The following is a 16254-nucleotide window of genomic DNA, read 5'->3' as shown; positions in this document are numbered from 1 at the left end:
ACTAATTCAGCATTGACCTTCAATTCGGTTGAGTCGCGAAAATAAATTATCCTTTACAGAAACATAATACTATACCCCCCTAGGGTAGACAAGGCCCGGAAGAGTATGACAAAGAAATGGTTGTATTATCTACCCTATGCTGGCGGAAGTGATCAAAGAGCTAGAACCAATTGGTGTTCCGCGAGGCTATCGTACACCCGAATCGGTCTGTCAACACTTTGTACAAATGGAAGATTGACCGTCTGGATTACTAATTGAATTTCACCACGTGAAATCATCAATCCATGTATGCTGGACATGTTATTGACTGGGGATGAATCTCTAGAGCAGAAGCAATTGTTAGCTGAGTTTGGGGTGTTGACCAACAACATATACAAGAGAGATTAGCTGAGCTGATACATATCAATACCGGCATCCAGAAGCGGTTGAAACTAATGATCTCCACATTCCTTAGGCGTTTATCATGTGCCGTTTACGGGCTTTTATCATATTGTAATATGGCCTAATATTTGCATCTAAAAAAAAGGAGTGTTTATTTTGTCAGCAACTATGACCCGTGATATCTATGCGTACCATAATCCATTACATCAAGCAGGGCGGCATTTTGTGATGGCAGAACACTGTGAGAGAATGAAAATGGCATGTGCCGGTAATCCTGAACTATTTTATAAATATGCCGAATGCGAATACTATCATAAAGCACTTGCACATCGTTACAAAGGGATAGCCGCAGCAGAAGGAATGTAAGTCCAGAACACGTCAGCAGGCGGAAAAGCCAAGGAACCGTTACCGACCTTAATCAGTGAAAAACTGCACCCCCATTGTTAGACACCATCTAACAGTTGGGGTGCAGCTCATTCGTGCCAGCTACTTTCGTTAAATTAACGAAACCATATCTGCCATTTCTCTAGATTGAAGGCTTTTCAAGTTTTTAGAAGCTGGCTGCAGCAACATACAAGAGCAATTTATTCAAGATCAATGGTTACTTCCCGCTTCAGTAAGGATGATCGTATAATACCGTCAATAATGGCTTGATTTCGTACAATTTGCTCTCCAGGTATAGGCGCCGGTCTGCCTTCTAATACCGCATGAACAAAATCACGAACTTTTTCGTGAAACAAATTTTTATTATGTTCTATTACCGGAATCTGACTCTCAACATGTTGCCCTCTAACATCATGGAAATAGGATATGGCACCTACGCTTCCATCAAATACACCACTCCATGGACCTTTACCGGCAGGCGTAACTTTCAGTCCGCCCTCTGTCCCCAAGAATAAAGTTGGACCCAGAGTATCCATATGCATAGCCCAAGATATTTTAAAATTCAGTACGAGATCATTTTCAAAACGTATCATAGCAACACCGAAGTCCTCTACATCGAAACGGCTCGCTTCCTTATGATAGCGGGGATTGGTTCCAAAATAATTACTGCTGCTTGCGGAAACTGTAACCGGTTTAGGATAACCCATCGCATTCAATGCCATATCGAGGGAATAACAGCCGATATCTGCAATCGCACCTGCTCCAGCAATATCTTTGGAAATAAATGTTCCCGCAGGCATGCCTCTTCTCCGGCCTCCGCCAGTTTCTATATAATATACCTTTCCGAGCTGACCAGATTGCACAATATCCTGAATAATTCTCATATTCGGATCATATCGGGGTTGAAAGCCTATATTGAGCATGAAGCCAGTTTGCTTTGCAGTTTGGGCCATTTCTATCGCTTCATTTAAAGTAACAGACATCGGCTTTTCCAGCATGACGTTCTTCCCAGCCTTCAAAGCATCGATAGTGGTTTGATAATGGGCTACATTCGGTGTGCAGATGCTTACGCAATCTAAATCTAATTCCAATAACCTCCTATAGTCATCAAAAGGTTGTGCTGATGAAATATTCCAGAAGTCAATAAACTGTTTCGCCTTCCCAGGTATTACATCCGCAACCGCAACGATTTCTACATCGGTTAGTTCTTGATATGCTTTCACATGCGAGCCAGCAATCCCCCCGCTGCCAATAATACCGATCTTCAATATTCTGCTCATGACGTTTACCTCATCTCTATAAGATAATAATAAAGTAGCATAAGCCCCGCGATAATATTAGTTCAACATTCAGACAATCGCATTCATAAATTACGACATTACATAGGGAAAGGATTAACGTATATTTGTAATTATATTTCCAGTGCTGCTAATTTTGTACAGAACCAAATAAAAAAAGAGATGGCGATCGCCACCCCATTAAGCTGCATTCGTGCCTATTCATTGAACATTGATTTTTTTAAAAGATTTCTCCTATCAAATAGCAAGCCCCCTAGTTTCCAATCTGAATTTCAGTAAATGTATCGTATATACGGTTTCGCTTGGCCCTCTCTTCCGGACTGAGCTTTTGGGCATCTGCAATCTCATAGCCGCCAAAGGTATCATATAGCCTTGATGAGGGGTCGATTTCCACATAAGTGCACCAAGGCAGCCAGTGGTAGTGACTTTGCAGGATTTGACTGGTAAAGTTGCCTGATTCGTGCCCCAAGCCAGGCATGATATAGCCAATGCTGCCGTCCACATCATTGGACTGTCGGGTGTTCTTATCGATGAACTCGGCAAAATCGAGATAATGCTCGTCGCCTGTAATCACATACAGCCTGTAATAGGTATATGAACAGGCGGCCATATACACATCGGCCCCCCCGCCGATAGTGATAATGCTCTGCCCGCTGATGGAATACTTGTTGAATGGATGCTTCGGCCAAGGGGTAGTCACAGGGAATGTCCATGCATAGGTCCAGGTTTCGGTATAATCGGCGGCGCCAATCGCGCCTTCCAGCCACTTCTTCTCACCGGTCAAATCATACAAGGCTAGGAAGCCGAACAAAGCGTAGATCCCGGCCTCTTTATCCATGATGTCCATGTTATCGCAGGTTCCGCCACGGTATTCCATGTTCAAGTAGGCATTATCGTAAGACCAATCTCCCGCCTGGATCGCAGCGGCTTTATATCTTTCATCACCCGACACCAGATAGAACTGCACCAAGAAACGAATCACGCTGGGCGTGTTGGCCTTGGAGTCCATACGGATGGAGCTGTCAGTATTGTATGCACGGTAAAAACTGCCGTCTGTATTCTGAATGTTCACAATCCAATCAGCGGTTTTTCTGCAAAATTCCAGCCATGCCGGCCGCTCGTCGCCTATCTTGCGCATATAGAGGTACGCATCCAGAATGGCCTCAATTCCGTCGGCAAGCATCCGGATATAATGAGGATACGGCTCAAACTCCTGGATGCCGGGATGGTAGCACATATGCGGCAAACCGGACTCGGTCATCGCCGTCCGTACCCAAAAGTCAATAATGTTGACGCCTTTTTCGAACGCTTCGGGCACGTTTTCTTTGTCGCCGTAACGCAGCAGCTGGTAACCAATACCAGGCTGTTGTCCGACAAAGCCGAACTGGAAGGAAACACTGGATACATCCATGTCGGGCAGTTGGCAGGAGAAGGGCAACCCGTACGAACCGCCGTACTGCTGCGTATATTGGGTGAGCATCTTCATGCAGTTGTGGAAATGGAGCCCATTATCTACATCAAATAACTTGTCACGCATCCGGTCGTAGGTCATCCGCCAGATGTCTCTCATCATCAGCTGGAAGCTGCTATAGTGTCCGAAATTTACTGCCACAGCGTAGTTTTGCTCAAAACCGACCTCCACCGGGTGGCTCACGCGCTGGAAGGATTTGAACTCATCTTTGAAGTCAAGTCCCGCATACCTTCTTGCAGCAGGCATCTGACCGTCGCAGCCTGGGTATACATAATCGATAGACAAGCCGTCGACCGTCGTCTCGAAATCCTTGCGTACGGCAAAACCATAATACATATAGTTCATGCTTCTGCTTTCCGGCCTGCTCATGCCAACGGCTCCAATGGTAAATTTGGGATCTACATGATTTGCAGCCTGTGCAATATCCAGAGACCGCATGGTTACGTCTGACGTCCAACGCGATATTGCCGCCATTTCGCCCGATGCGAAGTTTTGCATGGCAAACAAAGGCAGGGCACAAGCGGTCTCGAGCCGCCAGAAATACTCGCAATCCAGGTCTTTGCCAAAGGCATTCTCACGCGCAAATTCGTTTTGCTTATACCATACACCGGGAGCGAAGCAGTTATAGTCATGCGGATCATCCGAATCTGTCATGACCAAGGAGAGCTTGGTGGAAAAACCAAGGTCTCCTCCCGCTTTCAGCACCTTGACGTTTCTGCTTACCTTCAATCCGGCTCCAGTTGCCTCATAAGTATCTGTAAAGGAAAATTCAGATCCGGAGGGTACGGTTAATGTACCTTGGGCGGTGATGGTATCGCCGGAAGCAGAAATCTCGCAGTAAGCTTTGTCATAAAACTCGCTAAGGGCAACGGTTGTTTTTACCGTTACAAACATCGGACGTTTATTAAAATATAGAAGCTTTCCGTCCTTTTGTACCTCAACGCCGCCGTCCTGAAAGACAATAGCATAGTCATCGCATACCAGCTTCATAGGGACATCCCCTTATTATTTTTATCGAAATATTGCTTCACTAGAAATTTCATTACATCGCCGGGTTGTTCCCTAGCAAACTCTGGTTTATCTTTAAATACCATCCCGTACGGTGCCTCAGGGGTATAAGGTTCCCATTGGGGCATCTCCTCTCCAGTGGAGTCTTTTCCATTCGGATCTCCGGAACGGATGAAGTTTGCCCAATAGTTGCACATCTGACGGGCAAGATCATAATGTTTGCCGACAAATGGCCTCCAGCATTTGGCCAGAGTTTCAAAGAAGAACCAGAGATCCACCGAGTGGAAGGTTCCAGGGTTATCCCATCCGGGTATTTCCGCATCAAAATTGTAATAATAGAGCGGGATATTGGCTCCGGTATCCGCATTGGCCTGTGAGGCAATCCGGATTGCATATTCGAAACCGCTCACGGAAGCATTCTTCACTATTTCATCTATGTTTTCAGACTGTCCCTGGCAAAGTGCAACAAACTCTTCGGAATCCTCGCCAAACATATGGGCAGCCAATTGCCGGAATTCCTCCAGCGTCTTGACATTCGGAACACTGATAAATTCGGACGAAGTGTGCCCCCAAAGAACCGGTACCATTCGGCGCTTGTTTTCTAGGAATAGATCAAACGGGTTGCCAATGCAGAATACTTGATCAACAACGGTGCCCCAGAACCCAAACCCCTTATTATATTCCAGCATTTTGTCACGGAGATATTCTGCATCAAGTCTACGGGCTTCTGTAAGGGAGGAAGCTCCGATAAATTCAAAGAATTTCAGACCCTCTTGCTCAGCCTCCACCAGATTGTGCCGAATTCTCGGCATACGCCCTCCCGGGTAAAGCGGTGCTGAGACACCGCTCTGAACAATAGCTCTCTGAAAAAGGCCTTCGTTCTGAGGCGAAGTGAGCTGGCTCATCACGCTTCCGCCGCCGGCAGATTGTCCGCCAATCGTAATGTTGTCGGGATTGCCGCCAAAAGCCGCGATGTTGCGTTTGACCCATTGCGTAGCGAACTGCTGATCAAGGTGGCCGAAGTTTGCGGGAGCTTCCGGAGCTTCTGCCGTTATTTCCGGGTGGCATAAAAATCCGAACACGTTCAGACGATAGTTAATCGTTACCACCACGATGCCTCTGCGTGCGATGCGTTCGCCGTCAAACTCCATCTCAGCCGTATGACCGACCTGCAGCCCGCCGCCGAAGTACCATACAAACACCGGCAGCTGCTCATCGGGAGTGTTAGCCGGGGTCCACACATTCAGATAGAGGCAATCCTCGTCCATGGGGATGTCCGGGTCCACAGCCCATTCCCTGGTATAGATGTTATTTACATCGATCTTTTGTCTTACCTGCATCGAAACCGGCGCGAAATCGTATGCTTTCAACACACCTTCCCAATCTTTAGCAGGCTGTGGGGCACGCCAGCGATTTTCACCCACAGGGGGTGCGGCAAATGGAATCCCTTTGAAACTTGTTATACGGGGGTCGGCCGCCGGCAGCCCCTGTACGATACCATTTTCAACCTTCACAACTCTAAGCATACTTGATGCCCCTCTCTTCAATGATTTATCTATTTCATAAGGCGAAAGACATTCCATGAAAGCTTTTGGGTCAAGGCTATTACTTTACCGTTTTCCATTTTCGTTTCGAAATTTTTCGTGGGCTTTATCGCTTCCTGATTCTCGAAGCTATTCCCCTTTTTCAGATCATCGGTGTACATCTCAATATGCTCGGCGAACCTATAACCATCAAAGCCCCGAACGTCCAGGTTAACCTCGATGTCATCCTCAATCCCCCGGTTGATGATAAAGATGTAGACCTCGCCCTTTTCCTCATTTTGTACTGCGGCAGCTTCAATAGCTTGAACATTTTCATAGGCATGGCACTGATTAGAGCCTGTAAGGGCAAATTGCTCGGTGTTGAAGGTCGGTCCATCGACCACGGGCAGGATCGAGATGCCGTCGCGGGCAAGCTTATTCATCTGGTAGTATGGATAATATGCCGCATTCTTCCACACATGTGCGCCGTTAAATGCCAGGGCGTTTCGAATTCCGCCGGTCATACAGCCTATCTTGATCCGATCCGCATGACGCAGGAAAGTCAGAAGCACGGAAGACATGGCAAGGGCATTCAGCATTTGGTGGGAACCAAACCTTCGCTCGACATAATGCTCCGGGTCATATCTTGTAAAGACATTGTCTCTGGGAGCAAACTGGGCATAACTCTTGGTTACATCCTGCCAGCCTCTGCGTCCGAAGAGAACCTCGCCCTGCTTGCCAAAGCTGCAGCCGTATTCGTCGAAGGAGATGTACATTTTCTTAGGCGTACGCAGCTTGGTTTGCAGATAGTCACAAATGGCTATGGTCGTCTTGATATAGTTCTCAAATACGGAGGAAATGTTAAGATAATTGGCGATGTCGCCCTCCGGCGCAGAGTGGTAATGGTGCAGGGATACGTAGTCTACCGATTCGTAGCACTGCTCAAGCGCCGTCATTTCCCATTCGGGGAAATGCTTGTAATGGTCGGAGGTACCCGCAAAAACGGTTTCCGCCTTGTTGTCAATCCATTTGACCATTTTGGAAATCTCATGGGTACGAATGCCGAAGCCAACCGGATCCTTTTCCCAGGAACCAATCTGCCAATGGCCGTCCATTTCATTCCCAAGATACCAGGTCTTGATGGGATAAGGCTCGGGGTGCCTATACTTCTTACGCAGGTCAGACCAATAGGTGCCGCCGATATGACGGGAATACTCTACCAAGTGTGCGGCGCTCTTGATACCTTCCGTACCGAGATTGAGAGTGTACATCGGTTCCGTATTGACACGTTTGGTCCACTCTATATACTCATCATGGCCGATAATATTCGGCTCAACCTGGAACCACGCCAGATCCAGCTGTGCCTTACGGTTTTCAACCGGTCCGATAGAATCCTTCCAGTCCCAGCCCGAAACCCAGTTGCCTCCGGGAAAGCGAAGGGCTGGAAGATCAAATTCCTTGACAGCGTCTATTACATCCGTCCGAAAACCCATGTCATCTGCAGTTGGGTGCTTGGGATTATAGATCCCTCCGTATACCCAACTGCCGATCGGCTCGAGAAACGCACCAAACAGGCGTTTATCTACCCTACCTATCTTATAATCCGGCTGTACGGTCACTTTCGCCTTCTTTACCATTAAAGACCCTCATTTCTTGAATGAATTAGGCTTTGATTGCCCCTACCAGCATGCCTTTGACAAAGTGCTTTTGCAAAAAAGGAAATACACACATGATAGGAATCATCGTTACAATAATTGCAGCCATTTTCATACCTTCCGAAAACTTAACATCGGTTTGTACATTCGAAATATTCATCTGCTGACTGATCTGAGAATCGATAACAATAGACCGTAAAGCAAGCTGCAGGACAACAAGGTTGCCTTTCCTGATAAATATCATTGCATTAAACCACTCATTCCAACGGTCCACGGCATAAAACAACAAGATTGTTGCAATGATAGGCATGGATAACGGCAATATGATATTAAAGAGGATCCGCCATTCACCTGCTCCGTCAAGCTTAGCCGACTCCATAAGCGATATCGGTAACGACATGAAATAGTTCATCATGATGATCAAATAAAACGAATTCACTCCATAAGCCAGCACAACAGACCAAATGGTATTAATTAATTGCAGCTGCTTCATTAACAGGTACATGGGGACAATACCGCCATGAAACAACAGAGTAACGACAACAAAATAAACGAAAAATCGCTTAAACGGAAAATCAGGGCGGCTTAGCCCATAAGCCATACTGGTCGTCAGAAACATGTTGAGTGGCAATCCGATTACAAGGAGCAGCAATGTAGTACGATAGCCCACCCATATGCGTCCGTCTTCAAACAAGGCCTTGAAATTTTCAAGTGTAATTTCCGTTGGTATTAACAACACCGTTCTTTTCAAATATTCCTGCTGCGTGGATAAAGAGATTGCAGTAACGTTGATAAACGGTAATATGATGGCGATAGCCAACAAGGTGAGAATAACCAACAAAACAAAATCCAGCAATTGTATTTGATTATGACGATAAGCTTTCTTCGGTATGGATCTAATGTCCGCCATATTCACTTTCCTTTCCCATATTCGCATCCGATTTATGCCCGAACCGTCTTTTTCCTGGACGGAAAAAGTCCTTCCGCACCAAGCCATTTACAAACCCGATCAGCGAATAGCAGCAGAGCAAAGTTGATTACAGACCGGAACAAACTTACTGCACTTGAGAAAGAGAAGTCGGCAGCAGACTGAAATGTAATTCGATAAATATACATATCCAGGATTTCACCGGCTTTAGCAGTTGCAGCATTACTGATATTAAAAATCTGATCAAATCCCGCATTCATCAGATTTCCAACAGATAAAATCAACATAACAACAATGGTGCTTTGTATACCTGGAAGGGTGATATACCACATCGTCTGCAAACGGCTTGCACCGTCGAGCTGAGCGGATTCATACTGTTCCGTATCAATCCCTGCAATAGCTGCCAGATAGATGATCATGACCCACCCCGACGACTTCCAGTTCTCAGTAATATATAACAAAGGCTGAAATATTTGTGTGGAGCCTAGAAAATTCACTGCTTCCCATCCCAACATTTTGATAATACCGTTTACCATACCTTGAGTATTTAAAGTATTAATCATAATGCTGGCAACGATAATCCAGGATAAGAAGTGGGGGAAGGTATAAATCGTTTGTATAGCCTTTTTATATCTGTTCACACGCACCTCATTCAACATAAGAGCCAATATAATCGGAATGGGGAACTGAAATAGGATCCGTCCTGCGTTAATCCACAGTGTCTTCCAAATCGATTCAATAAAAGCGGGATCTCTAAAAACATAGATATAATTATCAAGCCCAATCCACGGACTGCCAAAGATTCCAAGATTAGCTTTATATGTTTTAAATGCTAATGTTAACCCATACATGGGAATATAAGCAAAGATGATATACCATATGACTCCCGGTAACAGCAGGAGGTAAACTTCCCTGGACCTTACTACGCGACTCAATAAAGATGAATGATTCGTTTCCAAGGCTGCCTTCTTCTTTTCCGCTACTAGATTCTCCATACAATCCCCCTTCTGCCAGAATGGATCTAAATGAAGTAGCTGGGGCAAATCTTATCGGATCCACCGCAGCTACCCGAGTCTAATGATTTGAAAGGTATTGGCTGACTATTTAGCCAATTTTGAGTTCAGTTCATCAAGAACCGGCTGGATGATTGACATCTTCGATTCCACCCATTTCTTCCAGTTTGCCTCTATACCCCCTTGCATAGTAACAAGATTAGCGTACTCTGTATTGTAATCGATTTGGGCTCTTCTTTTGCTTGGCGAATCGTAGGTGTATAGATCCCAGTTCACTTTTGTAAAAGTGTTTGGAGTGCCTTTTTTCGATTTTTCAGCATAAAGCTGCCTGGACAAATCCCTTAATCTTTGGTCGGTATTGGGATTGTCGAATGCGAAATCGTCAAACAGTATCGTACTGCCTAGCAGATAACCATTGGAAGGATACTTTCCGTTTGCTCCGCCAAGCGGCTTGCCTTCTTTCACTTGATCGTAGAGCGATTTTACTTTGCCATTACTGTCATAAGTCCAGTCCACATCCTTTAACCCCATATTGGTAATTGTATTGCCCTCTGGAGTAGCGTTATAATCGAGGACATCCATATAACGCTCAAACTTTTCATTGGATATTTTCGGATTAAAGACAATAGTGCCCCAGAAATTAATCAGGTCTTCCTGATGATAGTTTCCATCTTCTCCCAGAATAATAGCCATATGGATGTTTTGATAAGAATCAAGCTTTGTATTAGATTGAAAATCATCAAAATATACCTGAAGAGCTGATGTCGGTGCCTGGAAGTAGGTTGCTCCTGCATTGCCTTTGACATTAAAGTAGGAGCCATGCTCTTCGTTTTTCACAGTGAAGAAGTCCTTGCTAAGGACACCGGATCGGTAGGCTTCAGAGAACACCTTAAGCCCTTTCAAAGTATCCTCAGAAGCCCCGCCCCATTTATACTTGCCGTCTTTGTCTTTGTAGAAGTTATTGTAATAAGTGCTGTTTCGTGCAACAAACAAGTCAACTGCATGATTCGTATTTTCAGCAAGCGGAATTAATTTGTCGCCTACTTTTCCAGGATCTTTTTCCTTGAGCAGCTTGCCATACTGAATAATCTCAGAGGTCGTGTATGCGGACTTGATAGGGAACCCCACAGCTTGAGCCCAATCTTTACGTATAAATAGGGCCGGATGATTCGACAATGGATCTCCTGGCAAGTTATTCATAAAACGTGCTCTTGGAATGAAATAAGTCCCGCCGAAGACCTTTTCCATCTGAGGCCCGAGTGACGTTTTGTCAAACACTTTGGCTACATTAGGCCAACGGGTTTTCCAGTTGTCGGGAAGCTTTTTGATAAGTCCCTGATCGACAAAAGCGGCGGCATCCGCATGAATATAGTTATATACGGCAATATCCGGCATATCGCCTGAGTTGATCCATATCCGGAGTCTTTCGTTCCAGTTATCCCAGTTCAGTGCCGTCATGTCCAACTCATAATTGAACTTATCGGAATAATACTTGGCAAGGGCATCGCCATTGGTGTAATTAAACCCTTCGATTCCTTGTACGGACGCCATTGTTAGTTTGACACGCTTGGAACTGTCGTTACTTTTAGGATCAGGCTGATTGCCTGAGTCACTGCTGCATGCTGCAATAGTAAGGATCATGGATACAGCCGTTCCAAAACATACTAATTTCCTTAACATGGTCATGCTTCATCCTCCCTTATATTAAGTCCCTTGTTCAAACCCGCAATCGAATCGGCAACACGTTTTCCTTGGACTTTGCTTCAAAAGTAATCGCTTTCATAGATAAATTTTAGCAAGTGCAAGCAAACCACGATATGCATTGGATTAGGTTGAAATAGGATTATATTCGGAATATTGCGAATATTCTCTGATCTTCTATATAATAAAGGCATATTATTTGGCGTTCATCAATTTATTTGAAGGAGTTTTTCTATGATGAGGGTTGGTAAGTTCAAGTCAATTCGGGGCCGGATTATAGGAAGCACACTTCTATTTCTTATCTCCATGGGAGGTTTAATCATCATATACAATATGGGGTTCGAATCCATCATTGAGCGCCGGTCTTATCAAACCTTTGAGCTCCTGTCCGATGAGATGGACCGGAGACTTGGTATGGCTATCAATGAAATCGACAGGGCCGCCAAGCGGGTGTCTTACTCTACGGCTGTTCAGCAGTTCCTGTTAACGGATGATCCATCCGAATTTTTTAAATTGAAGACTTCAGCTACCGAGGTTCTATATGACTCCACTTATGGCAGCAAAAATATAAAAAGCATTGTCCTTACATCCCGAAATAGGAATAACTTTTATATTAGCGATATTTTCCGTGAGATTCGAGAAAAGGCGATGGCGGAAAACGGACTGGTTCAAGATATCACACTGCGCAATCCGATCGTTAGTAATGTATTCTTCGATAATAACGGCGGCAATAACGGACCCTTCTTTCTGTACATTCTCCCTGTCCGTTCCATATTAGAAGGATATAGCGAGAAAAAAAATATAGCATTATGTACAGTCGTAGTCGATTTGAAATCATTTACAGGCGAACTTAGCACCGGAATATCCAGCGATGGTCTAACTGCACTCATATTTGAAGATAAAATCATAAATTCTAGCAGGGAAATGAATGAAGTAGAGAAGTCTATATTGCTAAACGCTAAAGAGGGCCGGGGCAAGGCGGACGTCAATGGAGAAAAATTTCTCACCAGCTCCGTATCGGTACCCGAATTCGGATGGCGTTTTGTTTCTCTGGCCACGAGACATTCCCTGATTGGCGATCTGATTCCTATAAGAAGTATCGGTATCTTTATTATTCTTGTTGCCGGACTTCTGCTTTTTTTCCAGATGCAGCTTGTGCTCCGTTCCGTGACCAATCCTATAGATCAGATTATCAGTGATATGAGAAATCTTACTTTGCGGAAAGATGTAACCAGGGTGCGTGTACCGAAAACGGTCGAACTTGCCAGACTTGCCGAGGATATCAATGAAATGCTGGAGCGAATTGATATTTCCCAAAAAGAGATTAGAAAATCCCAGCAGAATCTGTACCAATCCATGATTGCCCAGCAAAAGGCCGAATTGCTCTCATACAGAAGCCAAATAAATCCACACTTTCTTTTTAATACCTTGGAGTGTGTACGAAGCATGGCCCAAGTCTATGGTGTCAGAAGCATTGAAGATATCTGCATATCCATGGCCAGCATGTTCCGTTATTCGGTAAGCACTGGAACCATCGTGACCCTTCAAGACGAAATAAAACACACCTGCGATTATGTGAAGGTAATGAGCCAGCGTTTTCCGGGGAAATACACAATAAAGCTGGATATTCAGGATGAGGCCATGAACCATCCTATGCATGCCATGTTTCTCCAGCCTATCGTTGAAAACTCCATTAAACATGGATTTGCTGAAAAAAAACCACCCTGCATCATAAAAATATCAGGCCGGCTTCAAGAAGATGGATCCCTTTTATTGAACATTGCCGATAATGGCGCCGGCATCTCCGGTGATGAGCTCCGAAAAATAAATAACTTTACCCAGCCAATAAACGATAATACCTCACACGGAGAAACGAGTATAGGTCTTTATAATATCCAGCAGCGTCTAAAGAACAGCTATGGTGACCAATATCGTTTTGAGGTCCGCTCTGTTAAGGGGCACTACACTAAAGTCATCATCCGCGTACCTAAAGCGCTCACATTACTAAGCCCGAATTTTACTCTTCCAACGCACTGAAGTTTTTATTGATGATGGCCGCATGCTGAATTTTTCGGTACTTACTGGGAGTAAATCCGAAAAATCGTTTGAATATCCTTCCAAAATATCCATAGTCTGAATAACCTACCTTATCCGCCACTTGTTGTACAGGTGCTTCGTTTTCCACAAGAAGGTGTGCCGCCCTCTTCATTCTGATCGCAGTCAAAAAACCTGTTAGTGTAACCCCTGTTTGCTTCTTGAAAAGCTCGCATAAGTATGTTTCGGATAAATAGAATCGTTCAGAGATCTCACTAAGTGAAAGCTCATTTTGATAATTTTTGCTAAGGTATACCTGGATCGCTGATACTATAGAGTTTGCAGAATAATCAATTTCCAGTTGAGCAGCACAGACAGCTTCAGATAACATATTATCGAAATCTTCAAAACCTGGACGCTGCACACTTATTCCTAAGCTTACCCCGCACGCGGCAGCAGACATCCTCCATTGATTGAAAAGGGGCTCCAGACTCTGCTTTGATGAAAGCAGGTAGAGGCGTGTTCCATCACTAAGCAAAAATTGTTCAACATAGATGTCCTTCTTATGGGGCAGGTTGTAATCTTTGGAATCGGCAACTGCAACGTAACAATGATTATGGATTGCAGCAGCTACAAGCACCTCTCTTTGTTTTTTACTCATGAGTTTGCCTGTTTGAAAAACCTCCATCAGGACTGGGTGTTTGCCGGAATTAAGTTTTTTTCTTAGCCTATCCGCCACTGTCCCTACTTCATCCCGGTCAAGAGGTTTAAGAATATAGTGAAATACATCATATTGCAAAGCCCCGCGGGCCACCTCGAAATCGCTATAAGCGCTTACGATCACAAACTCAGAATGAATTCCTTTTTCTCTGGATTCCTTGACCAGATCAAGTCCGGTCATTCCCGGCATTCGTATATCGGTAAAGACGATATCTGGCTGAATTCGCGGAAGGCTATCAATTGCCTGCCGCGGATCTAAAAAGGTTTCGATGACTTCAAATCCCTCCTTATTCCAGTCAATAATATTTTTGATTCCTGTCAAAGCCCAGGGTTCGTCGTCTACAAAGATAACTCTAAGCAATGCAAACCCTCCCTTATTTCGAAATGCGACGCTCATGAAAAAGGCTCTTATTCTTTGGTAGATATTGTGTTTTACCCATAACACATCACCCAAAGATAAGAGCCTCATTAAGGAAAATCATACCATAAATACGGATGTAAAATCAAAGTTGACATTACTGTAGTCGAGGTGCAAAGAAGGATATTGAGCCTGTGGGACATCCCCTGCCCTATCCATTGCTGAATGATTGAATGGTTGTCAAAAACGAGATAACCATGTTCATCATGTTTCTGACTTAAAGGTCTTGCCCAACTCCTGATCTAGACCAAAGTAGTGGCGAAAGTTGTAAATGAGCGGGTTCCATGCAGTTGGATTAATATGCTGTTCATTTAGCATAATCGCTTCGTGAGCATGGACTTTTTGTGCCTCTACCTCGATGATGGTAAATCCGTCTGTATCGTAGAGGTTGACGACTTTGGCCTCAATTTGCAAAGGACACTCCTCCACTCGTTGCGGTCGCACTACATCTGAAGCAAGCGGTGTGAAACTACCAGCTGAAAATTTGTCGTGCTCAAATCGGTACAGTTCCTGCTTGTAGTCAGGTACCGGGTTCGCGCCGGTTAATTTGGCTAGCTTCTCAACATGTTCCCAGTGGGAAGCATCTGGCAGGTTGACAACGCATTCCCCGCAGCGGAGCAAATTGGCCGCCCCTTTCCCACCTTCGCCAAGCCCAAGAACGATGCGGTTCCCCAGTGCCCAAGCTGATGACATGGGTGTGAGATTTGTCGTCCCGTCCTCATTCAAAGTTGAAAGCAATACGACTGGAGTACCAAAATACAATATTTTGGGTTGAATGGCCCGAATTGCTGTTTTTATTTGTTTATTCATTTTACTCACCTCAACGAGCATTATAGCCGGAAAACCATTCGCCCTTCATCGAATGATGAATGTTATGTGTTAATTGAAGTGATTTGCTTGTCAAAGTTTCAGGCAAAATTCGTTAGCCAAGCCATTCAAACCCGCTTCCGTTACGCGGATTGCACGTCCGCCGGGAATACGTACAATCCATTCGAGTTCAAACAATCTGTTGGTCATTGCGGCGCCAAGACTACCGGCGATGTGGTGCCTTCTTTCACTCCAATCTAAACATTGCCTGGCAAAATGGCGACGCTCTTTTTTTACATTATCTACATCGATGCCGAATTTCCTGAATCGCTCATAACCCCGTTCGCTAACGACAAAGTCTCGACCTGATCGGTCAATCATTCCTAAAGCAAGTAACTGATCCGTCAGCCTGACACCCACTTCTCCCGCGATGTGGTCGTAACAAGTACGGGCATACCGCAGCACTTTTAAGCGATCGTATTCCTTGAGTGACTGGCTCGGCTTTTGCGTTGCGATAGCATTGAGAGCTTCAAGTGCATAGGCAACTTCGGGTCCGGCCAACCGATAATAGCGGTGTCGGCCGCTTGTTTCCATGGAGAGCAGTCCACCCTCGACCAATTTTGCCAGATGCGAGCTTGCCGTTTGTGGCGTAATACGCGCGATACGCGCCAACTCGCTTGCCGGAAGAGCTTTACCTCCTAACATTTCTGAAAGCATCGTGACCCGCGAAGCGTCACCGATGAGCGCTGCCACTTCAACGATATTCGGTTTTGCCACCATCGTTTCCCCTCCTGTTCGATTAACATGTTGTATGAATATCGTACCACAATTACAATTCGATGGCGGACGAAGTTTCAAGTAAAGTATTCCAGCATTGCGGCTCGGTGTTCGGGAGCAAAAGTTCCTTCTTTAC

At 45.0% G+C, this 16254-nt stretch carries 12 protein-coding genes; 2 read left to right on the top strand and 10 right to left on the bottom strand.

The genetic code is table 11. The annotated features are described in order from the left end of the window. Positions 1–537: 537 nt before the first annotated feature. The gene (locus GGC63_RS25905; RefSeq protein ID WP_225948502.1) at positions 538–747 is read left to right on the top strand and encodes a hypothetical protein; all 210 of its coding nucleotides are present in this window, start codon (positions 538–540) and stop codon (positions 745–747) included. A gap of 218 nt (positions 748–965) precedes the next feature. Here the strand turns inward: GGC63_RS25905 and GGC63_RS25900 are convergent, their stop codons facing one another. The 7 genes from GGC63_RS25900 to GGC63_RS25870 all read right to left on the bottom strand — a co-directional run bounded on the left by GGC63_RS25900 (position 966) and on the right by GGC63_RS25870 (position 11347). After that, positions 966–2045 (bottom strand): Gfo/Idh/MocA family protein, encoded by a 1080-nt coding sequence (locus GGC63_RS25900; protein WP_192704783.1) that lies wholly within the window; start codon positions 2043–2045, stop codon positions 966–968. Between the two features lie 271 nt (positions 2046–2316). Next, entirely contained in the window at positions 2317–4524 is a 2208-nt protein-coding gene (locus GGC63_RS25895) for a hypothetical protein (RefSeq protein ID WP_192704782.1), read from the bottom strand. After that, positions 4521–6068: a carboxylesterase/lipase family protein gene (locus GGC63_RS25890; RefSeq protein ID WP_192704781.1), complete on the bottom strand. Its 1548-nt coding sequence runs from the start codon at positions 6066–6068 to the stop codon at positions 4521–4523. The genes GGC63_RS25895 and GGC63_RS25890 overlap by 4 nt, the downstream gene beginning before the upstream one ends. A 29-nt stretch (positions 6069–6097) precedes the next feature. Continuing rightward, on the bottom strand, positions 6098–7702 hold the full coding sequence (locus GGC63_RS25885) for an alpha-L-arabinofuranosidase C-terminal domain-containing protein (protein ID WP_192704780.1): 1605 nt from the start codon (positions 7700–7702) through the stop codon (positions 6098–6100). Between the two features lie 25 nt (positions 7703–7727). Continuing rightward, positions 7728–8630 (bottom strand): carbohydrate ABC transporter permease, encoded by a 903-nt coding sequence (locus tag GGC63_RS25880; RefSeq protein WP_192704779.1) that lies wholly within the window; start codon positions 8628–8630, stop codon positions 7728–7730. Positions 8631–8662: 32 nt separating this feature from the next. Then, on the bottom strand, positions 8663–9643 hold the full coding sequence (locus GGC63_RS25875) for an ABC transporter permease (RefSeq protein WP_192704778.1): 981 nt from the start codon (positions 9641–9643) through the stop codon (positions 8663–8665). Positions 9644–9748: 105 nt separating this feature from the next. Continuing rightward, positions 9749–11347 (bottom strand): ABC transporter substrate-binding protein, encoded by a 1599-nt coding sequence (locus tag GGC63_RS25870; RefSeq protein ID WP_192704777.1) that lies wholly within the window; start codon positions 11345–11347, stop codon positions 9749–9751. Between the two features lie 429 nt (positions 11348–11776). Here GGC63_RS25870 and GGC63_RS25865 point away from each other — a divergent pair, with 429 nt between their 5' ends. Next, positions 11777–13399 (top strand): sensor histidine kinase, encoded by a 1623-nt coding sequence (locus GGC63_RS25865; RefSeq protein WP_192704776.1) that lies wholly within the window; start codon positions 11777–11779, stop codon positions 13397–13399. On the opposite strand, the gene GGC63_RS25860 is transcribed toward GGC63_RS25865, so the two are convergent. From GGC63_RS25860 to GGC63_RS25850, 3 genes are all read right to left on the bottom strand, one after another. Further along, complete coding sequence (locus GGC63_RS25860) at positions 13380–14513, bottom strand: helix-turn-helix domain-containing protein (RefSeq protein ID WP_192704775.1); 1134 nt, start codon at positions 14511–14513, stop codon at positions 13380–13382. The genes GGC63_RS25865 and GGC63_RS25860 overlap by 20 nt on opposite strands. A gap of 225 nt (positions 14514–14738) precedes the next feature. Beyond that, on the bottom strand, positions 14739–15344 hold the full coding sequence (locus GGC63_RS25855; RefSeq protein ID WP_192704774.1) for a flavin reductase family protein: 606 nt from the start codon (positions 15342–15344) through the stop codon (positions 14739–14741). Positions 15345–15434: 90 nt separating this feature from the next. Next, positions 15435–16121: an ArsR/SmtB family transcription factor gene (locus GGC63_RS25850; RefSeq protein ID WP_192704773.1), complete on the bottom strand. Its 687-nt coding sequence runs from the start codon at positions 16119–16121 to the stop codon at positions 15435–15437. Between the last annotated feature and the right edge of the window lie 133 nt (positions 16122–16254).

The sequence above is a fragment of the Paenibacillus sp. OAS669 genome (genome assembly GCF_014873645.1).
GTDB classification, from domain to species: Bacteria; Bacillota; Bacilli; order Paenibacillales; family NBRC-103111; genus Paenibacillus_S; species Paenibacillus_S vulneris.
This window is presented reverse-complemented; position numbering and strand designations above follow the sequence as displayed.